Origin of the sequence: Kitasatospora sp. NPDC051853 (assembly GCF_044452665.1) — a bacterium.
Taxonomy (GTDB): Bacteria; Actinomycetota; Actinomycetes; order Streptomycetales; family Streptomycetaceae; genus Kitasatospora.
Genome location: NZ_JBITBY010000013.1, coordinates 226,160 through 248,959, shown reverse-complemented (window position 1 = coordinate 248,959; position 22,800 = coordinate 226,160). Strand labels below are relative to the sequence as shown.

The 22,800-nt window shown below is 72.7% G+C and carries 23 protein-coding genes; 10 read left to right on the top strand and 13 right to left on the bottom strand.

The genetic code is table 11. The annotated features are described in order from the left end of the window. Nucleotides 1-33 precede the first annotated feature (33 nt). Nucleotides 34-1,020 carry a glutamate ABC transporter substrate-binding protein gene (locus ACIA8O_RS32695; protein WP_396297627.1) on the bottom strand — a complete coding sequence of 329 codons (987 nt, stop codon included), beginning with the start codon at nt 1,018-1,020 and terminating at the stop codon, nt 34-36. 14 nt (nt 1,021-1,034) lie between these two features. Further along, entirely contained in the window at nt 1,035-2,492 is a 1,458-nt protein-coding gene (locus ACIA8O_RS32690) for a hypothetical protein (protein ID WP_396297626.1), read from the bottom strand. Between the two features lie 208 nt (nt 2,493-2,700). Here ACIA8O_RS32690 and ACIA8O_RS32685 point away from each other — a divergent pair, with 208 nt between their 5' ends. Further along, on the top strand, nt 2,701-3,291 hold the full coding sequence (locus ACIA8O_RS32685; protein ID WP_396297625.1) for a nucleosidase: 591 nt from the start codon (nt 2,701-2,703) through the stop codon (nt 3,289-3,291). Between the two features lie 7 nt (nt 3,292-3,298). Here the strand turns inward: ACIA8O_RS32685 and ACIA8O_RS32680 are convergent, their stop codons facing one another. Continuing rightward, nucleotides 3,299-3,889: a cysteine hydrolase family protein gene (locus ACIA8O_RS32680; protein WP_396297624.1), complete on the bottom strand. Its 591-nt coding sequence runs from the start codon at nt 3,887-3,889 to the stop codon at nt 3,299-3,301. A 71-nt stretch (nt 3,890-3,960) separates the two neighbouring features. Between ACIA8O_RS32680 and ACIA8O_RS32675 the strand changes: the two genes are divergently transcribed. Then, nucleotides 3,961-4,923, top strand: a complete 963-nt coding sequence (locus ACIA8O_RS32675) for a GlxA family transcriptional regulator (RefSeq protein WP_396297623.1) — start codon at nt 3,961-3,963, stop codon at nt 4,921-4,923. Nucleotides 4,924-5,140: 217 nt separating this feature from the next. Here ACIA8O_RS32675 and ACIA8O_RS32670 read toward each other — a convergent pair whose 3' ends face one another. The 7 genes from ACIA8O_RS32670 to ACIA8O_RS32640 form a co-directional block, all read right to left on the bottom strand. Beyond that, nucleotides 5,141-6,151: an N-acetylglucosamine kinase gene (locus tag ACIA8O_RS32670; RefSeq protein WP_396297622.1), complete on the bottom strand. Its 1,011-nt coding sequence runs from the start codon at nt 6,149-6,151 to the stop codon at nt 5,141-5,143. Between the two features lie 80 nt (nt 6,152-6,231). Next, complete coding sequence (locus ACIA8O_RS32665; RefSeq protein WP_396297621.1) at nt 6,232-7,521, bottom strand: 6-phospho-beta-glucosidase; 1,290 nt, start codon at nt 7,519-7,521, stop codon at nt 6,232-6,234. Beyond that, entirely contained in the window at nt 7,521-8,405 is an 885-nt protein-coding gene (locus ACIA8O_RS32660) for a carbohydrate ABC transporter permease (RefSeq protein ID WP_396297620.1), read from the bottom strand. The genes ACIA8O_RS32665 and ACIA8O_RS32660 overlap by 1 nt, the downstream gene beginning before the upstream one ends. Then, nucleotides 8,405-9,364, bottom strand: coding sequence for a carbohydrate ABC transporter permease (locus tag ACIA8O_RS32655; protein ID WP_396297619.1), 960 nt, complete (start codon nt 9,362-9,364; stop codon nt 8,405-8,407). The genes ACIA8O_RS32660 and ACIA8O_RS32655 overlap by 1 nt, the downstream gene beginning before the upstream one ends. Before the next feature lies 1 nt (nt 9,365). After that, the gene (locus ACIA8O_RS32650; RefSeq protein ID WP_396297618.1) at nt 9,366-10,715 is read right to left on the bottom strand and encodes an ABC transporter substrate-binding protein; all 1,350 of its coding nucleotides are present in this window, start codon (nt 10,713-10,715) and stop codon (nt 9,366-9,368) included. Nucleotides 10,716-10,820: 105 nt separating this feature from the next. Then, nucleotides 10,821-12,035, bottom strand: a complete 1,215-nt coding sequence (locus ACIA8O_RS32645; protein ID WP_396297674.1) for an ROK family transcriptional regulator — start codon at nt 12,033-12,035, stop codon at nt 10,821-10,823. Nucleotides 12,036-12,236: 201 nt separating this feature from the next. Beyond that, nucleotides 12,237-13,385, bottom strand: coding sequence for a mechanosensitive ion channel family protein (locus tag ACIA8O_RS32640; protein WP_396297617.1), 1,149 nt, complete (start codon nt 13,383-13,385; stop codon nt 12,237-12,239). A gap of 448 nt (nt 13,386-13,833) precedes the next feature. On the opposite strand from ACIA8O_RS32640, the gene ACIA8O_RS32635 reads away from it, so the two are divergent. Further along, nucleotides 13,834-14,406, top strand: coding sequence for an HNH endonuclease (locus tag ACIA8O_RS32635; RefSeq protein ID WP_396297616.1), 573 nt, complete (start codon nt 13,834-13,836; stop codon nt 14,404-14,406). Nucleotides 14,407-14,619: 213 nt separating this feature from the next. Here ACIA8O_RS32635 and ACIA8O_RS32630 read toward each other — a convergent pair whose 3' ends face one another. Further along, a complete protein-coding gene (locus ACIA8O_RS32630; RefSeq protein ID WP_396297615.1) occupies nt 14,620-15,189 on the bottom strand; it encodes a CGNR zinc finger domain-containing protein in 570 nt (189 codons plus the stop codon). Nucleotides 15,190-15,357: 168 nt separating this feature from the next. Here ACIA8O_RS32630 and ACIA8O_RS32625 point away from each other — a divergent pair, with 168 nt between their 5' ends. Genes ACIA8O_RS32625 through ACIA8O_RS32610 form a run of 4 tightly spaced genes read left to right on the top strand, consistent with a single transcriptional unit; the run spans nt 15,358 to nt 18,227 of the window. Continuing rightward, the gene (locus ACIA8O_RS32625; RefSeq protein WP_396297673.1) at nt 15,358-15,813 is read left to right on the top strand and encodes a VOC family protein; all 456 of its coding nucleotides are present in this window, start codon (nt 15,358-15,360) and stop codon (nt 15,811-15,813) included. A gap of 29 nt (nt 15,814-15,842) precedes the next feature. Then, nucleotides 15,843-16,769 carry a pyridoxamine 5'-phosphate oxidase family protein gene (locus ACIA8O_RS32620; protein ID WP_396297614.1) on the top strand — a complete coding sequence of 309 codons (927 nt, stop codon included), beginning with the start codon at nt 15,843-15,845 and terminating at the stop codon, nt 16,767-16,769. 19 nt (nt 16,770-16,788) lie between these two features. Then, complete coding sequence (locus ACIA8O_RS32615) at nt 16,789-16,983, top strand: ferredoxin (RefSeq protein WP_396297613.1); 195 nt, start codon at nt 16,789-16,791, stop codon at nt 16,981-16,983. Between the two features lie 8 nt (nt 16,984-16,991). Then, the gene (locus tag ACIA8O_RS32610; RefSeq protein ID WP_396297612.1) at nt 16,992-18,227 is read left to right on the top strand and encodes an NAD(P)/FAD-dependent oxidoreductase; all 1,236 of its coding nucleotides are present in this window, start codon (nt 16,992-16,994) and stop codon (nt 18,225-18,227) included. A 58-nt stretch (nt 18,228-18,285) separates the two neighbouring features. On the opposite strand, the gene ACIA8O_RS32605 is transcribed toward ACIA8O_RS32610, so the two are convergent. Continuing rightward, a complete protein-coding gene (locus ACIA8O_RS32605; protein WP_396297611.1) occupies nt 18,286-18,714 on the bottom strand; it encodes a cupin domain-containing protein in 429 nt (142 codons plus the stop codon). Nucleotides 18,715-19,008: 294 nt separating this feature from the next. On the opposite strand from ACIA8O_RS32605, the gene ACIA8O_RS32600 reads away from it, so the two are divergent. Next, nucleotides 19,009-20,385 (top strand): vanadium-dependent haloperoxidase, encoded by a 1,377-nt coding sequence (locus ACIA8O_RS32600; protein WP_396297610.1) that lies wholly within the window; start codon nt 19,009-19,011, stop codon nt 20,383-20,385. A gap of 22 nt (nt 20,386-20,407) precedes the next feature. Next, nucleotides 20,408-21,034 (top strand): pyridoxamine 5'-phosphate oxidase family protein, encoded by a 627-nt coding sequence (locus ACIA8O_RS32595; RefSeq protein ID WP_396297609.1) that lies wholly within the window; start codon nt 20,408-20,410, stop codon nt 21,032-21,034. Nucleotides 21,035-21,178: 144 nt separating this feature from the next. Here ACIA8O_RS32595 and ACIA8O_RS32590 read toward each other — a convergent pair whose 3' ends face one another. Beyond that, nucleotides 21,179-22,102 carry a LysR family transcriptional regulator gene (locus ACIA8O_RS32590; protein ID WP_396297608.1) on the bottom strand — a complete coding sequence of 308 codons (924 nt, stop codon included), beginning with the start codon at nt 22,100-22,102 and terminating at the stop codon, nt 21,179-21,181. 227 nt (nt 22,103-22,329) lie between these two features. Between ACIA8O_RS32590 and ACIA8O_RS32585 the strand changes: the two genes are divergently transcribed. Beyond that, nucleotides 22,330-22,746 carry a cupin domain-containing protein gene (locus ACIA8O_RS32585; RefSeq protein ID WP_396297607.1) on the top strand — a complete coding sequence of 139 codons (417 nt, stop codon included), beginning with the start codon at nt 22,330-22,332 and terminating at the stop codon, nt 22,744-22,746. Nucleotides 22,747-22,800 lie beyond the last annotated feature (54 nt).

Sequence of the window (22,800 nt, the reverse complement as noted above, 5' to 3'; positions counted from 1 at the left end):
GGACCACGGACCACGGGCCCGGGGTCGGCGAGGCTACGGCAGGTAGGGCGCCGAGGAGGCACCCATGCTCGCCGCCAGCCAGTGGTCGTAGGAGGCCTGCCAGCCGCCGTTCGCCCGGTAGTCCACCAGCACCTGGTTGACCAGCGCCACCAGGTCGGTGTCCTCCTGCTTCATGCCGATCCCCATCCGGGTCGAGCCGAGGTTCTCCTCGACCATTCTGGCGGTCGGGTCCTGGGCCACCTGGGCGGCGGCCAGCGAACCGTCCGTCAGGGTGGCGTCGACCTTCCCGAGCTGCATCAGCACCAGGCAGTCCAGCTGGTTCTCCACCAGGGTCACCGAGGCGGTGCCGTACTGGGGCTTCTTCAACTCGGTGTCGGAGGAGGACTGCTGGGCCGCGCAGGCGCGCTTGCCCTTCAGGCCCTCGGCCACCGTCCTCACCTGCACCGCCTTCGGCACCACCAGCCGCTGGCCGTTGGCGAAGTAGGGCGCGGAGAAGGCGATGTCGTTCCAGCGCTCGCAGTTGATGGTCATGGTGCGGACGATCAGGTCCACCTGACCGCTGCGGATCGCCTCGATCCGCTTCGGGGTCTGCACCGTCCGGTAGGTGATCTTCTCCGGATCGCCCAGCACCGCCTTGGCGACGGCCCTGGCCAGGTCGATGTCGAAGCCCTCGATCCGGCCGGTCTGCGGGTTCCGGTAGCCCCAGTTGAAGCTGTTCTGGTCCACGCCGACGAGCAGGGTGCCGCGGCTCCTGATCTCCTGGACCTTCCGGCCCGTCAGCGAGGAGCTGGGCGCCACCGTCCTCTCCGCGCAGTCCCCGGTCACGGGAGCAGCCGGAGCGGCCGGAGCAGCGGGCGCGGCGAGTGCCGCGGCGGCCGCCGCGGGCACCGCGTCCGGAGCCACCGGCCCCGCCGGGGCCGCCCGCAGGCCGACCGTCAGACCGGCGGCGGCCAGTGCCACCGCGATGCCGCCCGCGCCGGCCGCGAGGGCGGATCCACGAACCGTTCGTTCCGTACGCACCGTCAACTCCCCCTTTACCGGTACTCCGCCAGGCGGCGGCCCAGGCCCACCACGACCCCCGCCGCTGCCAGCAGCGTCAGCACGCCGAGGCCCCAGGCCAGCGCGGCCAGATCGCCGTCCACTCCGCGGGCCGCGCGGTCGAAGGCGGTCTGCTCGGCGGCCGCGGCGCTCCCCAACTTCCGGTCCAGCTCGGCGAAGACGGCCGCGGAGCTCTCCGCCCCGCCCCCGCCGCCGCCACCGACCACGATCCGCAGCGAGGTGCCGTAGTCGTCGCCGCTCTCGGACTTGCGGTGCAGGTCGTCCCAGAGCCCGAACTGGCGCACGGCCTCCTGGATCGTGGCCGATGCCTCGCGCGGGGCGTCCGCGAGGGCCCGGGACAGGGTGCCCTGACCGGCCGTCCGGGACTTGCCGTCACCCGTGGGCGATCCGGCCAGGGCGGCGGTGTAGCGGGCCCAGTCCTTGTCGTAGCCGTCCGAACCGCCCCGGGAGACCAGGTCCAGGTTCTCCGCCGCGCGGGCCTGGAGCGCTTCGATCCGGGCCTGGTTCAGCACCCGCAGCGGTGCCGCGCCCGACCCCTGGCTCTCGCTCAGGTGGGCCTGGGCCAGGGTGGTGCCGCCGGTGAGCCAGACCAGCGCGGCCAGCACCGCCGCCGTGGCGGCCAGCAGGCCGGGGTTGAAGACCCGGTTGGTCCGGCGCAGCAGCTGCACCTGGCACCAGACCAGCGCGGCCAGCACCAGCAGGCCGACCACCGCCCCGGCCCACGGGATCGCCCGGGCGTCGTCGTAGCCGTCGTCGAGCCGCCGGTTCTCCGCCTCCACCAGCTTCTGGGCGACCGGCAGCAGCTCGGTCTGCATCTGCTTCGAGGCGTACCGCAGGTAGGCCCCGCCCAGCGGGAGGCCCTGGCGGTCGTTGGCCCGGGCGGTCTCCACCAGGCCCGCGTAGACCGGCAGTTGCCGGTTCAGCTCGGCGACCCACTGCTGGGTCGGGTCCCCGCTGCCGGCGCCGGTGCCGGTGCGGGCGGCGGCCCGGGTGAGCAGCTCGGCGGCGGTGGCCAGGTCCTTCTCGTACCGGGCGCGCAGCTCCGGCGGGGCGTCGGAGGCGAGCAGGAAGACGGCGGCGGCCGTGGTGTCGGCGTCGGCCAGCGAGCGGTACACCTCGGCGGCGTCCTGGCTCAGCGGCTGACCGTGCGTCACCACCTGCCCCGCGGCCCGGGCCCGGACGCTCACCTGCCAGGCCGTCAGCGCGCCGAAGAACAGCACCAGGACGGTCAGCACCGTCATTGCGGCCCTCAGCCGCCCCGGCGCGGTGCCGGTCAGCCGTCTGAGCCGCTCCGGGTCCAGCAGCCGCGCCAGGCCGCCGGAGGCCCCGCCGCCCGCGACCTCGCCGCCGGAGGCCCCGCCCCCGGGCGTGACCTCGCCGCCGGGTGATCTCGGTATCGGCGGACGCCCGCCGTGCACCACCGGTGTCGCCACCTGCCCCAACCTCCCCCCGGGACCGTCCCGCCTCGGGACCGTCCCCCCGCGAGCAGTATGGCCGCCGGGTCCGGCCGCCACACGCGAGTTGCGCCGCTCTTGAGCTTCGACGGCCCCCGCTGTACGGGCGACGCCGGACGCACCCTATGCGGTTCCTGGCGATCAAGGCCATGGGGGGTGGGCGTGGCACGGCCCTACGATGGGGGCCATGCGCCTGATCGGAACCATCGCCCCGGACCGCCCGCTGCTCGTGATCGCGGTCGAGGAGGAGGCCGCCCACCTCGGCGGCGAGCTCCCCGTCCTGCTCACCGGCATCGGCAAGGTCAACGCCTCGGTGGCGCTGGCCACCGTGCTGGCCCGGGGCGAGCGGCCCTCCGAGATCGTCAACCTGGGCACCGCCGGAGCCCTGCGCCCCGGCCTGGAGGGCACCCACCTGGTCTCCCGGGTGGTCCAGCACGATCTGGACACCCCCGTCCTGCACTCCCTCACCGGCCGCACCTACGGGGCCGACCTCACCCTCGACGGCGCGGACGGCGGCCCGGTGCTGGCCACCGGAGACCTCTTCGTCTCCGACGCCGGTGCCCGCGACCGGCTGGCCGCCCGGGCCGACCTGGTCGACATGGAGGGCTACGCGGTGGCCACCGCCGCCCGGCGGGCCGGAGTGCCGGTGCGGCTGGTCAAGCACGTCAGCGACGAGGCGGGCGCGGGCGCCGACCGCACCTGGCGCGAGTCGGTGGACGGCTGCGCCCAACTGCTGGCGGCCTGGGTCCGCGACCACCTGGGCCGAGGCCGCCACTGACGACGCGTCAGGCCGCCTTCAGCACCTCCTCGGTGCGGACCACCTTGGCGAACCGCATCGCGTGCAGCACCGCCGCCGTGCTCCGGGCCATCACCTCGGCCGGGACGCTCACGCCGTCCGGGCCGGTCATCGCGAAGGTGTGCATGGCGTCGGTCGGGAAGACGACGTCGTAGCCGAGGTTGCCGCCCATCCGTGCAGTGGTCTCGTTGCAGACGTTGGTCATGATCCCGACCACCACCAGTTGGGTGGCGCCGCGCCGCTGGAGCCACTCGTGCAGGTCGGGAGTGCCGTAGAAGGCGCTGTTCACGGTCTTGGTGACGTGCAGCTCGGGGGAGACGGCGGCCACGAAGGGCTTGAAGGCGTAGCCGGGGGAGTCCATGGCCAGCGGGCCGCGCGGCGAGCCGTGCTGGACCGTCACCACCGGGCGGCCGGTGCGCTGCCAGGCGTCGAGCAGCTCGGCGATCCGCCGCTCGGCGTCCGGGTTGTCCCGGGGGCCCCAGAACTCCTCGTCCTCGAAACCCTGTTGGACGTCGATCACGATCAGCACGGCGTCGGGGGCGAGGGCGAGCGGGGCGTCGAAGGCGCTGGTGTTCGTCATGGCTCCATCCTCCGGCCGGCCGCCCGAGGGCGGTGAGGGAGCGGACCGCCGGTGGTCGATAGATTCCTGCCATGCGAACGGTGGGCTGCCTGGTCCTGGACGGTGTACGGGCCTTCGACTACGCGGTGGTGAACGAGATCTGGGCGTCGCGGGGCGGCAGCCGCCCCGGACTGCCGGAGTTCGAGCTCCGGGTCTGCGGGCCGGACGGGGGCGGCCCGGACGGACGGCCCGCGCGGCTGGGCGGCGGGCTGGAGCGACGCCCCGACTTCGGGCTGGACGCGCTGGCCGGCTGCGACCTGGTGGTGGTCCCCGGCGTCGAGGACCCGTACGCGGCCACCCCCGGCCCCGTCCTGGACGCGCTGCGCGCCGCCCACCGGGCCGGGGTCCCGCTCGCCTCGCTCTGCGCCGGGGCCTTCCTGCTCGCCGAGGCGGGCCTGCTGGACGGGCGGCGGGCCACCACCCACTGGCACCTGGCCGGCGAACTGGCGCGTCGGCACCCGGCGGTGACGGTCGATCCGGAGGTGCTCTTCACCGGCGACGGCCTGATCTGGACCTCGGCGGGCGTGGCGGCCGGGATCGACCTCTGCCTCCACCTGGTCCGGGCCGCGCACGGGCAGGGGGCGGCGGCCGCGATCGCCCGGGGGATGGTGACGGCGCCGTTCCGCGCGGGAGGGCAGGCGCAGTTCATCCCCTCGCCGGTGCCGGTGGCGGGGGAGGATCCGTTGGCGGGGGTGCGGGCGGCCGTGCTCGGTGCGCTGGAGCGGCCGTGGACGGTGGGGGAGTTGGCGCGGATGGCGGTGATGTCCGAGCGGTCGTTCGCGCGGCGGTTCGCGGAGGCGGTGGGGGTGCCGCCGCTGCGGTGGCTGTCGGAGCAGCGGGTACTGGCGGCCCAGCGCCTCCTGGAGGAGACGGACCTGACGGTCGAGCAGATCGCCGTCCGCTGCGGCTTCGGCTCGGCGGTCTCGCTCCGGCCGGCCTTCACCCGCCGCGTCGGGGTCGCCCCGCGGGACTACCGGCGGACCTTCAGGGAGTGAGCCCGGGGCACGGCAGAACGCGATGCCGGGGGCACGCCGGATGGTGAGGCCGGGGGCGCGGGGAACTGCGCGCGGCGGAAGGCGCTGACCCGTCTGCCGGGTACGGACAACCACTTGCACGTGAACGTCCGTACCCGGCACACGGGCCTCCTTCTCCCGCTTCGCGCAGTTCCCCGCGCCCCTGGGGTGACCACTTGCGCGGGTGTGGCCCCCGACCTCAGGCGGCCAGGGTGGGGGTGGGGAAGGCGCCGCGGAGGCGTTGTTGGGCCGTGGCGCCGGCGGCGAGGTGGTCGAGGCCGAGGAGGGCGGCGCCGAGGACGGGCGGGGCGACGACGACGCGGGGTTCGGCGAGGGGGGCGGTGGCGGCGAGGCGGGCGATGACGTTGTCGAGGAGGAGCGGGTGGCGGGCGGCGAGGACGCCGCCGCCGAGGACCACGGGGGCGGCCTGGGCGAGCAGGTCGAGCCGGCGCAGGGCGACCGCCGCGAGGCGGACGATCTCGTCGGCCTGACGGTCGATCAGTTCGAGGGCGACCGGGTCGTCCTGGCCGGCGACGGCGAACAGCACCGGGACCAGCTCGTGCAGCCGCCCGTGGTCCAGGTCGCCGAGGTGGATGGCCTCGGCGACGTCCCCGGCGGTCGGCAGCCCGAAGTGGGCGGCGATGGCGGGGGCGAGGGCGGTCGGCCGGCCCCGGCCGTCCTCGGCCCGGACGGCGTGCCAGAGGGCCTCCTGGGAGAGGCCGCCGCCGCCGCCCCAGTCGCCGGTGAGCTTGCCGAGCGCGGGGAACCGCGCGGTGCGCCCGTCCGGCAGCAGGCCGACGCAGTTGATGCCGGCGCCGCAGACCACCGCGACCCCGAGCGGGCCGTCGGTGCCGGCCCGGAGCAGGCCGAAGGTGTCGTTGGCGACGTGGTTGGTCAGCCCCCAGGTGCGGGCGGAGAGGGCGGTGAGCAGGGCCTCCTCCTCGACCGGCAGGTCGGCGTTGGCGAGGCAGGCGCTGACGTGGCTGGTCAGCACCCCGGTGGTGGGGTCGAGACCGGCCTGCTCGGCCACCGAGGCGACCAGCGGGGCCAGGCCCTCGATGGCGGCCTCGGCGCCGATGCTCTGGGGCTGGAAGCCGCCGCCCCGGGCCCGGCCGAGCACGGTGCCGTCGGCGCCGACCAGGGCCACGTCGGTCTTGCTGTTCCCGGCGTCGACCGCCAGGACGCCCGCGAGCTGTGCCTGCTGCTCCATCGGATCCTCACTGCTGTGGGCGTTCCGGACCGACTGCCCCGGCCCGGCCTGCCTCGGGATGCTCACGCCCACCGGAACGTTCACGCCCATGTCAGGTGGGCCCGGTTGTGGGCGATCAGACGGTCCGTCAGCTGGTCCGCCAGCTCGATCTGGCCGACCAGCGGGTGGGCCAGCAGCGCGTCGAAGACCCGGTCCCGGCCGCCGCGCAGCGCGGCGTCCAGGGCCAGCTGCTCGTACGCGGTGACCCCGGCGATCAGGCCCGCGTACAGCGGTTCGACCGGCCGCTGCGGGAGCGGCCGGACGCCCGCCGCGTCCACCTCGGCCGGGACCTCGATCACGGCGTCGTCGGGGAGGAAGGGCAGCACGCCGTCGTTGCGGGTGTTGACCACCTGGACCGTGGTGCGGCCGTCGGTGCCCAGCAGCGAGGCGATCAGCTGGACGGCCGCCTCGGAGTAGAACGCCCCGCCGCGCTTGCTCAGCAGTTCGGGCTTGGTGTCCAGGGTCGGGTCGGCGTACATCTCCAGCAGCTCGGCCTCGATCGCGGAGACGGCCGCGGCCCGGGAGCCCTGGACCTTCAGCTCCTCGACCACCTGGTCGTGCTGGTAGAAGTAGCGCAGGTAGTAGGAGGGCACCACGCCGAGCCGCTGGATCACCGGCAGCGGCAGGTGCAGGTCCTCGGAGATCTCCTTGCCGAAGCCGGCCAGCAGCTCGGGCAGCACCTCGCGGCCGGTGGCCGCGTCGGGGGAGTCGAGCAGGGTGACGCCGCGCTCCCAGGTGAGGTGGTTGAGGCCGACGTGGTCGAGGCGGACCAGTTCGGGGGCCACCCCGAGGTGGGCGGCGAACTTGCGCTGGAAGCCGATCGCCACGTTGCACAGGCCGACGGCCTTGTGGCCGGCCTGCTGGAGGGCCCGGGTGACGATGCCGACCGGGTTGGTGAAGTCCACGATCCAGGCGTCGGGGTTGGCCCGGCGGACCTGCTCGGCGATGTCCAGCACCACCGGGACGGTGCGCAGCGCCTTGGCCAGCCCGCCCGCGCCGGTGGTCTCCTGGCCGACGCAGCCGCACTCCAGCGGCCAGGTCTCGTCCTGGTTGCGCGCGGCCTGGCCGCCGACCCGGAGCTGGAGCAGCACCGCGTCCGCGCCCTGGACGCCCGCGGCCACGTCGGTGGAGGTGGTGACCACCGCGTCGTGGCCCTGCTTGGCGAAGATCCGGCGGGCCAGCCCGCCGATCAGCTCCAGCCGGTCGGCGGCCGGGTCGACGAGCACCAACTCGCCGATCGGCAGGGTGTCGCGGAGCCGGGCGAACCCGTCGATGAGTTCGGGCGTGTAGGTGGAACCGCCACCGACGATCGCCAACTTGAGTGCGGACATCAGCCCTTGACCCCTGTCAGTGTCACGCCTTCGATGAAGGCTTTCTGTGCGAAGAAGAAGAGGACGATCACCGGGGCCATCACCAGCAGGGTGGCGGCCATGGTGAGGTTCCAGTTGGTGTGGTGGGCCGCCTTGAAGGAGGCCAGGCCGTAGCTGAGGGTCCAGGCGTCCGGGTTCTCGCTGGCGTAGATCTGCGGGCCGAAGTAGTCGTTCCAGCAGTAGAAGAACTGGAACAGCGCGACCGCGGCGATGGCCGGCTTGGCCATCGGCAGCACCACCCGCAGCAGGGTGCGCAGTTCGCCGCAGCCGTCGATCCGGGCGGCCTCCACGTACTCCTTGGGGATGGTCAGCAGGAACTGCCGCAGCAGGAAGATCGAGAACGCGTCACCGAAGGCCATCGGGACGATCACCGGCCAGAGCGTCCCGCCCAGGTGCAGCTGCTTGGCCCAGAACAGGTACATCGGGATGATCACCACCTGCGGCGGCAGCATCATCATCGAGATCACCGCGAGCAGGGCCAGGCGCCGGCCGCGGAAGCGGAACCGGGCCAGCGCGTAGGCGACCGGCACGCTGGACAGGATCGTCAGCAGGGTGCCCAGCCCGGCGTACAGCAGGGTGTTGCGCCACCAGGTGAGGAAGCCGGGGGTGCGGAACACCTCGGCGTAGTTGCTCCAGACCCACTCGTGCGGCCAGAGGTCCGAGGTGAGTGCCTGGTGGTCCGTCATCAGCGAGGTGAGCAGCACGAAGACGAAGGGCAGCACGAAGAACAGCCCGGCGGCGATCGCCGTGGTGTGGACGGCCACCCAGTGCAGCGCGGCCCGGCGGCGGGCCACCCGGAGCTCGGCGCTCCTGCGGGTCAGCGGTACGGAGACGGTCGCGGCCATCAGTCCTCACTTCCGAGCAGCCCGGACTTCCGGCGCATCAGTACGGCGGTGAACGCCATCGAGAGGGCGAACAGCACCAGGGCGACCACGCAGGCGGAGCCGTAGTCGCCCTGCTGGAAGCCGAGGTTGTAGACCATCTGCGGCAGCGTCCAGGTGGAGCCGTTCGGGTAGCCGGGCTCGAACTGCTGGCCGGAGCCGCCGATCACGCCGCTGGCGACCTTCCCGGCCACGATCGCCTGGGTGTAGTACTGCATGGTCTGGATGACCCCGGTGACCACCGCGAACAGCACGATCGGGGTGATGTTCGGGAAGGTGACGAAGCGGAACTTCTGCCAGGGGCCGGCGCCGTCCAGCTCGGCCGCCTCGTACTGCTCCCTGGGCACGTCCAGCAGGGCGGCCATGAAGATCACCATCAGGTCGCCGATGCCCCACATGGCCAGCATGGTGAGCGCGGGCTTGGACCACTCCGGGTCGGTGAACCAGCCGGGCTGCGGCAGGCCGAGGTCGCCGAGCAGTTCGTTCACCGGGCCGGTGCCGGGATTGAGCATGAAGGCGAACGCCATCGTGGCGGCCACCGGCGGGGCCAGGTACGGCAGGTAGAACAGGGTGCGGAACAGGCCCGCGCCGGTCTTCACCCGGGTGATCAGCAGGCCGATGCCGAGGCCGAAGGCCACCCGGAGGGTGACCATGACGATCACCAGCCAGAGGGTGTTGCCGATCCCCTGCCAGAACGAGGGGTAGTGCTGGAGGACGTAGGTCCAGTTCTGCAGCCCGCGGAAGCTCGGGGCGCCGAAGCCGTTGTACTTCATCAGCGAGAAGTAGGCGGTGGACACCAGCGGGTAGGCGAAGAAGACGCCGAAGCCGATCAGCCAGGGGCTCAGGAAGGCCAGGGTGCGCAGGCCCTCCCGGCGGCGCTTGCGACGCAGCGCCGCCGGGAGGGGGGTGACGGGAAGTGCCATGTCACTTGGCCTGGGCGACGGCCGCGTCGATCTCCTTGGCCGTGGCGGCGAGCCCGGCCTTGAGGTCGGTGGCCCGGCCGGCCTCCACCTCGAAGGAGAAGTTCTGCAGGCTGACCTGGAAGGCACCGCCGTTGACGGAGGCGGGGGCGCCGTTGGAGGCCGGGTTCTTGGCGATGTCCAGGAAGGTCTTGAAGTTGGCGTCCGAGGTCAGCTTCGGCGAGTCCAGCGCGGCGAAGGTGCTCGGCACGTTGTGGATCGCGTTGGCGAAGTTCACCACGGCCTCGGTGTCGGTGGTCAGGTACTTCACCAACTCCCAAGCGGCGGCCTGCTTCTGGCTGGTCCGCGCGATGCCGATGATGGTGCCGGTCTGGTAGCCCTTGCCGTAGCTGGCGGCCTGGTCGTCCGGCACCGGGAACGGCGCGGTGGCCCACTCGAAGGGCAGCTTCTCCTCGGCCAGCGCGGCGGTCCGCCACTCGCCGTCCAGCGCCATCGCCACCTGGCCGGTGTGGAAGGGGTTCTTGGAGCTGAACTCGTCGCCGAAGCCGGTGCGGTACTTCTCCAGCTTCTCGAAGCCGCCGAGCTTCTCCACCATGCCCTTCTGCCAGGTCAGCGCCTGGGCCACCTTCGGGTCGGTGTGCACGGTGGACTTGCCCTGGGCGTCGAAGTACTCCACGCCGTACTGGCTCAGGTAGTGCGGCAGCGCGGTCTCGTAGCCGTGGTAGTTCGGCATGAAGCCGAGCTGCTTGAACGAGTCGCCCTCGGCCTGGGTCAGCTTGACGGCGGCGGCCTCGAACTCGCTGAAGGTCTTCGGCGGCCCGGAGATCCCGGCGGCCGCGAAGGCGGTCTTGTTCCAGTACAGGCCGTAGGCGTCGCCGAGCAGCGGCAGCGAGCACTGGTTGCCCTCGAACTGGCTGTACTTGAGCATCGCGGCCGGGAAGGTCTTGGCCGGGTCGATGCCGTCCTTCTTCAGCAGCGGGTTGAGGTCCACCCAGGCCTTGGAGGAGCAGAACTTCCCGACGTTGTCGGTGGTGAAGGAGGAGACCACGTCCGGCGCGTCCGGGCCGCCGGCCCGCAGCGCCTGCTCGACCTTGTCGTCCTCGATCCGCGGGACGACCTTGACCTTGATGTTCGGGTGGGCCTTCTGGAAGGCGGCGAGGTTCTCGTCGATCGCCTTGGTCTCGCTCTCCTGGCTCCAGCCGTGCCAGAAGGTGATGGTGACGTCCTTGCCGGAGGCCGAGTCGTCCTGGCCGCCACCGGAGTCGGTGCCGGTGCAGGCGGTGGCGAGCAGGGCCAGGACGGCGCTGCCGGTGACGGCGGCGAGTACGCGGGACGGTCTGCGGGGGGAGCGCATCGAAGGTCCTCCTGGGGGAATCCGGGCAGGCCGGACCGCCCTGTGGGCGGGCGGTGGCGAGGTGACGGTGGAGCGGGCGGTGCAGGGGCGTGCGGGGGGAGGCGGTCAGTGCGTGGTGAAGACCGTCTCCCGGGCGGTGGCGAGCGCGCGTTGCAGTGCGCCCTGGAGGACGGGGGAGCCCGGGACGGTGCTGGAGCGCACCTCGGGGCGGGGGACGGAGGTCCGGCCCAGCTCGGCCTGGACCAGTTCGCAGAGCCGGTCGCCGCCGGCCGCCACGGTGCGCCCGGCCAGCACCACCAGCTCGGGGTCGACCACCGCGACCACCGCGGCCAGGCCGACCGCCAGCCGGGCGGCCAGGGTGTCGAGGAAGTCGTCGCCGGCGCCCGCGGTCCGCAGTGCCGCCTCCACGGCCGCCTCGGCGAGGGCCTCGACGGTGGAGTCGGCGGCGGTCACCTCCAGGCCGTGCTCGCGGGCCAGCGCGATCACCGCGTCGGCGCCGGCCAGGTCCTGGAAGCCGCCGGTGTTCTTCCGCGGGTGGTGCACCACCGGCGAGCCCGGCACCGGCATGTAGCCGATCTCGCCGGCACCGCCGGTGAAGCCCCGGTGCAGCCGACCGGCGATCACGATCGCCGCGCCCAGGCCCTCCTCGGCCCAGAGCAGCACGAAGTCCTCGCTGCCCCGCGCGGCGCCGAAGGCCTGCTCGGCCATGGCGGCCAGGTTGACGTCGTTCTCCACGGTGACGCGGGAGCCGAGCGCCTCGGTCAGCTCCTCCAGCAGCCGGGGCGAGTGCCAGCCGGGCAGGTGCGAGGCGTACCGCAGCCGCCCGCTCCCCGGGTCGAGCGCCCCGGGCACGCCGACCACCGTCTCCAGCAGGCGGCCCGGCGGCAGCCCGGCCTCCCGGACGGTCTCGGCCAGCACCCCGGCGGTGCGGGCCACCGCCTCGGCGGCCGGCCAGCCCTTGGTCGGGGTGACCCGCTCGGCCAGCGTGGAGCCGGTGATGTCGGCCACGGCGGCGCGCACGTGCGTGGTCGTCACGTCCAGCCCGGCCACGTACCCGGCGGCCGGGTTCACCTGGTACAGCTGCGCGTTCGGCCCCGGGCCGCCGGCCGTGGTGCCGACCGGCATCACCAGGCCGGCGTTCTCCAGCCGGCCGAGCAACTGCGAGGCGGTGGGCTTGGACAGGCCGGTCAGGGTGCCGATCTGGGTCCGGGAGAGCGGGCCGTGGGCCAGCAGCAGTTCCAGTGCCGCACGGTCGTTGATCGCGCGCAGCAGGCTCGGGGTGCCGGCCAGGGGGGTGCGGGTGTTGTCGGTCACAGCCAGAATCCTCCCTGCTCTGGCCCCGGCCGTGCGGATCGGGGCCTCCCGTTGGACTGTTAGGAAAGTTTCCAATCCCTGGGAGGAAGCTATTCGCCCGGGCCAGGGGGTGTCAACGGGGCGTCGCCCGCAGGTTGCCGAAGCGTTACCCGACGCACGCCAGGACCCCGCCTCCCGGGAGGGTGGCGGGGTCCTGGTCGGGCCCTGCTAGTCCGTGCCCTGGGCGGGGATCGGCTTGGTCGCCAGCGAGGCCGGGGAGGTCGGGTCGGCCAGCGCGGAGGGGGCGGTGCCGGCCGCGGCGGCGGTGGTGGCCGCGGTGGTCTCGGCCGACTTGGCGGCGGCTGCCGCGGCCGCGGCGGCGGCCGTCACGGTCTCCTCCTTGACCTTCACCCCGGCCCCGTCCAGCGCCGTCTTCAGACGGTGGCGCAGGGTGCGGGAGACCAGCAGCGCGTCGCCCGGCGAGGTGCGGGCCTCGACCCGGAGCACCACCGAGTCGAAGGCCACCGACTCCAGCCCCAGCACCTTGACCTGACCCCAGATCAGTTCGTCGAACGGGGTCTCCTTGGAGAGCCGCTCCGCCGTGTCCTTGATCAGCTCCTCGACCTTCGCCAGGTCCTCCTTGTAGCCGACCTGGACGTCCACCGTGGCGGTGGCCCAGCCCTGGCTCATGTTGGCGATCCGCTTCACCTCGCCGTTGCGGATGTACCAGATCTCGCCGTTGGCCCCGCGCAGCTTGGTCACCCGCAGGCCCACCTCCAGCACGGTCCCGGTGGCCACGCCGGTGTCGATCTCGTCGCCGACGCCGTACTGGTCCTCCAGGATCATGAAGACCCCGGACAGGAAGTCGGTCACCAGGTTCCGCGCGCCGAAACCGATGGCCACACCGGCCACACCGGCACTGGCCAGCAGCGGCGCCAGGTTCACCCCGAGCGCGGAGAGCACCATCAGCGCGGCGGTCCCCAGGATGGTGAACGAGGTCACGCTGCGCAGCACCGAGCCGATCGCCTCCGAGCGCTGCTGGCGCCGCTCGGTGTTGACCACCCCGCTGTTGGCCAGCAGCCCGCTGAACCGGCCGAGCTCGGCCTCGCTCTCGGTGGGGCGCACCATCCGCGCTATGAACTTGGTGATGATCTTCTGCAGCACCGCACGGAGGACCAGGGCCAGCAGCACGATCAGCACGATCCGCAGGCCGCCCTCCAACCAGCCCTGCCAGCTGCGGCCGACCCACTCGGTGGCCTGCTTGGTGGCCTCCGCCGCCTCGGCCGGCGAGGTCGGCAGGTTCGTGAGCGGGTCGGCGGTCGGGCCGGGGGAGGGGGAGGCGTCGGCGAGGAGGCCGAGCGTGCCGGAAACGGTCACGGGCGGAGTCCTTCCTTACTCGGTGCTACGGCTGGGCGAAACGCCAGCCTAGCCCGGCCCGCAGGTACCACCTGCGCGGAAGGAGGTGAGGCCGGGGGCGCGGGGAACTGCGCGCTGCGGAAGAAGGAAGCCCGTGTGCCGGGTGCGGAGAATCACTTGCACGTGAGCGTCCGCACCCGGCACACGGGCGCGTTCCTTCCGCCTCGCGCAGTTCCCCGCGCCCCCGGGGTGACCACTCTTACGCCGAGGGGCTGGTCGTGGGGTGGGATGCGGGGGGTGGGTGGGCATACCGGGTATGACGGAATCCACAGCGGATCCGTTTCGCAGGAGTGGTGGCGCCCCACGACGGCGTGAGGCGACACTTGTGGAGATCGCGGCGGCCACCCGCGCGCGGTCGACCGCTCGTCCCGGCGCGAGCCACGCGCCGCAGGCGTCCAAGGAGGCCTCCGTGCCACATGTCCTGGTCCTCAACGCGTCGTACGAACCGCTGGGTGTGGTCTCGATGCGACGCGCTCTCATCCTGGTCCTCAATCACAAGGCGGTCTGCCTGGAGGACTCCGGGATCACTCTGCACAGCGCCACCAGCGCCGTTCCGGCGCCGTCCGTCGTCCGTCTGACCCGCTTCGTCCGGGTCCCCTTCTGCGGCCCGGTCCCGCTCACCCGCCGGGCCCTGTTCGCCCGCGACCACGGTCGCTGCGTCTACTGCGGGGCCGCCGCCACCAGCGTCGACCACGTCATCCCGCGCAGCCGGGGCGGCCAGCACCGGTGGGACAACGTGGTGGCGGCCTGCCGCCGCTGCAACCACACCAAGGCCGACCGTCACCTGACCGAGCTCGGCTGGCGGATGAGGCGTCCGCCGGCCCCGCCCACCGGTCTGGCCTGGCGGATCATCGGCACCGGCATCAAGGACCCGAGATGGCGGCCCTACCTGGAGCCGTACGGGGCCACCGAGCAGTTCCGCGAGTACGAGCACCACGACCATAGTCACCCGCGCGGCGAGCCCGAGCCGCTCTCCGCCTGAGCCCCGTACCCGACCACCACCGACACCACCAGGGCCACCCCTCGGTACGCCTCATGGGCCGCCGGACCACCCGCAGCGCGGGCGGTACGGCGGCCCGCCGTATGCCCTCACCCGTGCGGGTGAGGCGATCTGACGGAGTATCGGCGCAGGATTGGCAGGCCCGGAGCGGGCCTCCCTAGCGTTTCCGGCATGACCCCCGACCCACCGGGACGCTCAGGAGCCGCTGCCGTGCCGGGCGTAGTGCCGGGAGGCCTTGGCGCGGTTCCCGCAGCCGGACATCGAGCACCAGCGGCGGGTGCCGTTCTTCGAGACGTCGTAGAAGTGCAGCACGCAGCCGGGGTTGGCGCAGGGGCGGATCCGCTCCGGCCGGTCGCCGAGCAGGCGCAGGTAGTCCTCCGCCGCCGTCCAGGCGGGCAGCCACTCCGGCGCGTCGGTCTCCACCGCGGTGGCGGGGCCGTCGGCGGTGAGCAGGTGGCGGGTCCGGCCGTGGGCGAGGACCTCGTTCAGCCCGGCGAGGGCGGCCGGGTCCCCGGGGGAGCGTACGGCCGCCGCGATCGCCTCGCGGGCCTGCCGCAGCCGTTCCAGGGTCTCGGGGGAGGCCTCGGGCGCGGTGGCGCCGAAGGCCTGACGGACCGTCGGGGAGTCGAGCCAGCGGGCCAGGCCCCCGGTGCCGTCGAGCAGGTCCTGCGGCCCGGCCTGGGTGGTCCAGCGGGTGTTCAGCAGGTCGATCGAGAGCGGTTCGCCGGCCAGGGGGCGCGGGTCGGCCGCGGTCGGCAGGGGCATCGGGCTCCTCCTCGCGTGTGCGGTGCGGGCAGTGAAAAGCGACAGACTAGCAATACTAACCGGTAAACGGAAGTTAGCCGGTTTGCGGCCCTCGAATCTAACCACTAAAGTCGCTTTCAACGGTTCGGGAACGTATCCGAACCACCTCTGTGAAGGCACGTGATGACGATGGGTAACTTCAAGTCGCTGCAGACCGGCCACGTGGGTCTGAACGTCACCGACCTGGACCGCTCGATGGACTTCTACGGGAAGGTCTTCGACTTCGAGGTGCTCGGCGAGGGCGGGGAGACGGACCGCCGGTTCGCCTTCCTGGGCCGCGACGGCAAGCTGCAGGTCACCCTCTGGCAGCAGAGCGCCGCCGCCTTCCCGACCGCCTCGGCCGGCCTGCACCACCTGTCCTTCCAGGTGGAGACGGTCGACGAGGTGAAGGACGCCGAGGCCGTGCTGCGCGACCTGGGGGCGGAGTTCGCCTACGACGGCGTCGTCCCGCACGGCGAGGGGGCCTCCTCCGGCGGCATCTTCTTCACCGACCCCGACGGCATCCGCCTGGAGATCTACAGCCCGTCCGGCGCCGAGGCCCACCAGGCCCCCACCGCCGGCGCCCCGACCTGCGGCTTCTTCTAAGCCGCCGACTCCGAGAGAGGACAGGGACCGTGACGACCGCCTACCACCGTGGGGAACTCGCCGTTCAGGACCGGGCCGAGCTCAGCCGGCAGGCCGGGTTCTCCCTCGGCGGGATCGGCACGGTCATCCCGCCCGTGGCCGCGGAGTTCCTGGCCGCCCAGCCGATGGTCGTCATCGGCGGCACCGACCGGGACGGCCGGGTCTGGGCCACCCAGCTGAGCGGCGCCCCCGGGTTCCTCCGGGCCCCGGACGAGCGGACGCTGAGCGTCGCCGCCCGTCCGGGGCCGCAGGACCCGCTGGCCGAGGTGCTGGCGGGGCCCGCCCGGATCGGCATGATCGCCATCGAGCCCGCCACCCGGCGACGGATGCGGATCAACGGCCGCTCCGTCCCGGACGGCGACGGCCTGCGGGTCGACCTCGACCAGGTCATCGCCAACTGCCCCAAGTACATCCAGAAGCGCGACCACCGCCCGCTGCTCCCCGGCGAGGAGGGCAGTGGCCGGGCGCCCCGCGCGGTCGACTCGGCGGAGCTGACCGAGGCCCAGCAGCGGTGGATCCGCGGGGCCGACACCTTCTTCGTGGCCACCGCCTCGGACCGCGGGGACGCCGACGCCTCGCACCGCGGCGGCAACCCCGGCTTCCTCCGGGTGCTCTCGCCCACCCGGCTGCGCTGGCCGGATTACGTCGGGAACGCGATGTTCCTGACCCTGGGCAACCTGGAGCTCAACCCGGCCGCCGGGATCGTCGTCCCCGGCTGGGAGTCCGGCTCCTCGCTCCACCTCACCGGCACCGCCCGCACCGTCTGGGACGCCGAGCCGATCGCCGAGGTCCCCGGCGCGCAGCGCCTGGTGGAGTTCGAGGTCACCGCCGTCCGGGAGGTCTCCGACGCGGCGCCGCTGCGCTGGAGCGCCCCCGAGGCCTCCCGCTTCAACCCCCCTGTCGCCCCCGTCAGCTGACTGCCCGAGGAGTACGGACATGCGGATCACCGTCGACCTGAACCTGTGCGAGAGCCACGGGCAGTGCGTCTACGCCGCGCCCGAGGTGTTCTCCTTCGACGAGGACGACTACCTGGTCTTCGAGGCCCAGCCCTCGGACGGGTTGCGCGACGCGGTGGAGAAGGCCGCCGCCGTCTGCCCGGTCCGCGCCATCACCGTCACCCCGGCCCCATGAGCGGCCCCATGAGCGGGGCCGCAGGCGGAGCCGGAACGGGCGCGGCGGGCGGGGAGCCGCGCCGGGTGGTCGTGGTCGGCGCCTCGCTGGCCGGGCTGCGGGCCGCCGAGGCGCTGCGGGCCGGCGGCTTCGGCGGTGAGCTGACCCTGGTCGGCGCCGAGCCGCACCCGCCGTACGACCGGCCGCCGCTCTCCAAGCAGCAGTTGGCGTCGGAGGACCCGGCCGGCTCCACCGACCTGCCCGTCCCGGCGGGGCTCGGCGCCGAGTGGCTGCTCGGCACCCCGGCCGTGGCGCTGGACCCGGACGGCCGCACCGTGAAGCTGGCGGACGGTCAGGAGCTGGGCTGGGACGGCCTGGTGATCGCCACCGGCTCGTCGGCCCGGGGCTGGCACGGCCCGGTGCCGGCCGGGGTGCACACCCTGCGCGGCCGGGACGACGCCCTTGCGCTGCGGGCCGAACTCAGGCCCGGGCGGCGGTTGTTGGTGGTCGGGGCGGGCTTCCTCGGCGGTGAGATCGCGGCCACCGCCCGCTCCCGCGGGCTGGAGGTCACCCTGGTGGAGGCCGCCGAGCAGCCGCTGGCCCGGGCGGTCGGCGCCGAGGCGGGCGGCTACCTGGCCGAGCTGCACCGCGCGTCGGGGATCGAGCTGCGCACCGGCGTCACCGTCACGGCCTTCCGCGGCGACCCCGGGCTGACCGGGGCGGTGCTCTCCGACGGTACCGAACTCCCGCTGGACGCGGCGGTGTTGGCGCTCGGCGCGGTGCCGAACACCGGGTGGCTGGAGGGTTCGGGCCTGGCACTGGACGGCGAGGTCGGCTGCGACGCCGCCCTGCGGGTGCTGCGCGCCGACGGTTCGGTGCTGCCCGGCGTGGTCGCGGCGGGCGACGTGGTGCGTTGGCCGCACCCGCTGGCCGGTGGCGCGCGGGTGGCGCTCGGGCACTGGACCAACGCGGTGGAGCAGGCGGCCGCCGCCGCGCACACCCTGCTGCGTCCGGGGGAGCCGGAGCCCTTCACGGGGGTGCCGTCGTTCTGGTCGGACCTGCACGGGGTCAAGGTCCGCTCGGTCGGCCTGCCGGCCTTCGCCGACGAGGCCCGGGTGGTCGAACACGACCTGCCGGGGCGGCGGTTGGAGGTCTCGTACCACCGGGCGGGCGCGCTGGTCGGCGCACTGACCGTCAACCGGGTGGGCAGGCTGGCGGGGTACCGGCGGGAGCTCCAGGAGGTGCTGCTCGGTGCGGCTGGGTGACCGCACCGAGCAGCCCGTCACCTCAGGTGTGCCGTCCGGGCGGACGGTGCACCAGGGATCAGAACTTGCACCAGGTCGGCGCGGAACGCTCGTAGCGGAGCGGGGCGCCCTCGGGCAGGAGGTAGGTCAGGTGGAGCTCGATCGGCTCGGTGCCCAGGTTGACGCCGTCCAGCGGGAGGTCGCCCTGCTTGATGAACGAGCTGCCGGCCGGGAAGGTCTCGACCTTGCAGTCGGCGCTGCGGCGGGTGATGGTGCCCTTGGCCACGGTCAGGAAGACGATGCCCGGGTGCACGTGCCAGCCGGTGGAGCCACCGGGCTGGATGGTGAGGGTCTGCTCGACGACCCGGGTGACGTTCTTGACCTTGACGTTCTGGGGCTTCACGAAGCGGCCCTCGGCGGTGGTCTGCGCCGTGATCTTGGTGCCCGGGCTGGCGGAGGCGACGCCACCGGCGCCGAGGAGACCGGCGATCAGAGCGGCGGCGACCACAGTGCGACGGCCACGGCGAGTACGCGTGATGTTCACGTCTGTAACTCCAGGGGGATCAACGTGCGGGGGAGTCGGCCGGAGGAATTTCCGACGGCAGGGACGCTAGAGGTCTTGCCGAAGACACATCAAGGCTTATCGTATACGTATGTCAGGTCCCGGGGAATTCCCAGGAACGCTGCTCCGGTCCGGTATCGGAAATGCCGATGGCTGATTTCCGGAATAACACTGTCTAAACCTGCCGACCAGGCCCTAGATTCCTTCTCGCAAGCCTCCTAGCGAAAAGGAACCGCCCAGATGAACCGCACCACGTGGACTCGCCGCTCCGCGCTCAAGGCCGCCTGTTCGGTCCTGGCCCTCGGCGGCCTGGTCTCGCTCGTCCCGCAGAGCGCGAACGCGGTGGAGGACGCCGAGACGTCGGCAGCCTTCCGCACCGACCACGTCCTCTACTGGAACAACGTCCTGATGGACGCCTTCCGCACCACCGGTGGCACCCCCGGCCCGCTGGGCCGCGGCGGCGCGATGATGAACCTCGCCATCTACGACGCCGTCAACTCGATCCAGCAGATCGGCCGTCCGTACCGCACCCTGGTCCCGAACATGCGGGGCTACAACGGCTCGATGGAGGCGGCCATCGACCAGGCCGCGTACAACGCGCTGAAGGCGGCCTTCCCGGCGATCAACTTCGACGACGAGTTCAACACCGCCGTCTCGCTGCGCCGCCCGACCAACTCGATCAACATCAACCGCGGCATCACCATCGGCACCGCCGCCGCCAACGGCATCATCGCCGACCGGGTCAACGACGGCTCGGACGACAACACCCCCTACGTGGTCAACTACGCGCCCGGCTACTGGCGGCCCACCCCGGGCAGCGCCCCGGTCCCGCACTCGCCGAACTGGGGCAAGGTCAAGCCCTTCGGCCTGCTCTCCGGCAGCCAGTTCCGCCCGACCTCGCTGCCCTTCGGCTACACCAACATCCCCGCCTTCATCGCCAGCCCGGAGTACGCGGCCGGCGTGGACGAGGTCCGCCGCCTCGGTGGCGCCACCTCGACCGAGCGCACGGCCGACCAGACCCAGCAGGCCCGCTACTGGGCCAACGACGTCAACGGCACCTACAAGCCGATCGGCCACCAGTACGTCCAGTCGATGGCCGTCTACAACACGTACCACCCCTGGGTCGACTCGACCCAGAGCGCCCGCCTGTTCGCGATGATCTCGGTGGCGATGGAGGACGCCGCGATCGCGATCTGGGACTCCAAGTTCGACACCGACAACGACCTGTGGCGCCCGGAGTCCGCGATCAACCTCGCGGACACCGACAACAACCCGCTGACCACGGCCGACCCGAACTGGCGCCCGGCCTCGATGACCCCGGCCGGCGTGCACTTCGCCCCGCCGTTCCCGACCTTCGTCTCGGGCCACTCCGGCATCGTGGCGGCCTGGGCCGGCGCGATGAAGAACTTCTTCGGCACCGACAACCTGCCGTTCAGCAGCGGCACCGACGACCCGAACGCGGTCGGCGTGGTCCGCAGCTTCAGCAGCTTCAGCCAGGCCGCGCAGGAGAAGGCCAACAGCCGCCTCTACGCCGGCGTGCACTTCCGGTGGGACAACGAGGCGGCCCTGGAGATGGGCTACAAGATCGCCACCGAGGTCAACAAGAACGTCCTGTAATCCACCTGACGAGGAGTGAGCCGTGACCAGCCGGTACGCTCAGATCGCCTTCACCACGGAGACCAAGCGCCATCAGCAGGCGCACGGGAGCGCGCGCAGCTACGAGCGGATGGCCGCCGGGGCGGAGGGTGCGGACCAGCTGGGTCCGGACGAAGCCTGGTTCATCCAGGAGCGCGACAGCTTCTACCTGGCCAGCGCCAGCGCGACGGGCTGGCCGTACGTGCAGCACCGGGGCGGGCCCAAGGGCTTCGTCAAGGTGCTGGACGAGCACCACATCGCCTTCGCGGACTACCGCGGCAACAAGCAGTACATCACCACGGGGAACCTGGACCACGACAGCCGGGTCTCGCTCTTCCTGGTCGACTACCCGCACCGTGCCCGGCTGAAGGTGTTCGGCCGGGCCCGGGCGGTGGACGTCACCACGGACGAGGCCCTGGTGGAGGCGGTCCGGGACAAGGACTACCCGGGTGTGCCCGAGCGGGTGATGGTGATCGAGGTCGAGGCCTTCGACTGGAACTGCAGCCAGCACATCACGCCGCGGTTCACCAAGGAGGAGATCGAGACGGCGGTCGAGCCGCTGACCACCCGTCTCCAGGAGCTGGAGCGGGAGAACGCCCGACTCAAGGCCGAACTGGCCTCCGCCCGGTAGTCGTTCGGCGGGGCCGGCCACCGGCCGGCCCCGCACGGGGGCACCACAGCGACGAGAGAGCCCTCCTGCCCGTCATCGGGCAGGAGGGCTCTTCGGCGTTCCGGGCCGGAGCGGCGTCGGCGCCCGTCGGGCGCCGACGGACCGTCAGGCCGAGCCCACCGGCTCCGTGGTGAGCTGTCCGACCCGCCGGGCCAGCTCCAGCAGGGCCACCATGGCGGCGGGCTGCCAGGCCTGGTCGCGCCAGAGCATCCAGACCGCCCGCCGCATCCGCGGCAGCTGCTCCTGGAGCACCACCGAGCCGAGCTCCACCTCGCGGGCCACCGACTGCTCCGGGAGCACCGCGATGAACGGGCCGCTGCGCATCAGCCCGAGGGCGCTGCCCACCGAACCGGCCGACATCACCTCCAGGGTGAAGCCGTACTGGTCCTGCAGGGCGTTCTGCACCTGCTCCTGGGACGGGCAGCCGTGGTCCACCTGGAGGATCCGGGCCTCCCGCAGGCGGCCGACCGGATCGCCCTCGGCGCCCGGCAGGCCCAGCGAGCCGATGCAGACCAGGTCCAGCTCGTGCAGCCGCTCCCGGACCACGCCGGCCGGTGGCGGCTCGGAGGGTTCGGCGGTGCTGGTCATCATCAGGCCGAGGTCGAGGCGGCCGGCCGCGACCTCCTCCGGGATGCGGGTGGAGAGCATGCTGAGCGGGGAGACGGTCACCCGCGGGTACCGGTAGCGGGCCTCCCAGATCAGCCGGGACACCTCACGGTCCACCAGCGAGCCGGTCGCGCCGACCGACACCTGGCCGGTGACCTCGCCGTTCTCGGCGAGCGCGGCCGACAGCTCGTCGACCGCCGAGAGCATCCGGGCCGCGTACCCGTGGAAGATCTGGCCGGCCTCGGTGAGCCTGACCCCGTGCGGCAGCCGCTGGAACAGCGGGGTGCCCACCTGGGCCTCCAGTACCCGGACGTGCGCGGTGATGGTGGACTGCGAGTATCCGAGCTTGCGGCCCGCCTTGGTGATGCTCTGCAGGCGCGAGACCTCCCAGAAAGTCCGCAGCTGGTACATGGCTATGTCCACTGCGCCTCCTCTCGCTATCGAGTTCCCTTCATCCTGCGCGAGCGCACAGCGCCTCCCCAGTGACGACATCTGACTGTGTCACCTGCCATCGGCTTCTCGCGTGCCTCCCCATCGGGAAGGCCGGGGGGCCAGGGGTCTCCCCGGGCCATACATTTATTACAGGCAAGGGGAACGGGAAAAAGAAAAGCCCCGGCCACAATCCAGATAAATCCTAGAAGGGGATTCCCATGGCCGAGATCGAGTTCATCCAGAATGTCTTCCGCAGCGGTTTCGACCTCACCGACATCGAGTGGACCACCTGGGCCGAGCCGGGCCGCGCGGGCGTCGAGCACCACGTCCTGTGGGCTCCGAACGCGGAGACCGGCGAGGAGTCGGTGGGCCTGCTGCTCCGCTTCCCGCCCACCGCCCACGGCGACTTCCACGAGCACCTCGGCTACGAACTGATGCTCGTCCTGGACGGCCAGCTGGACCACAGCGACGGCGACTCGTACGTCAAGGGCGACCTGATCGTCGAGGGCCCGGGCACCCAGCACCAGATGTCCAGCGCCTCCGGCTGCACGGTGCTGGCGATCCGCACCCGCCCGGCCTCGCCGCGCACCCCGCAGCACCCGATCCGGCCGGTCGCCGCCGCAGTGGCCTCCTGACCGGCCCGGCCGGCCCGGCCCGGGGAGTCCCCCCGGGCCGGCCACCCCATCCCA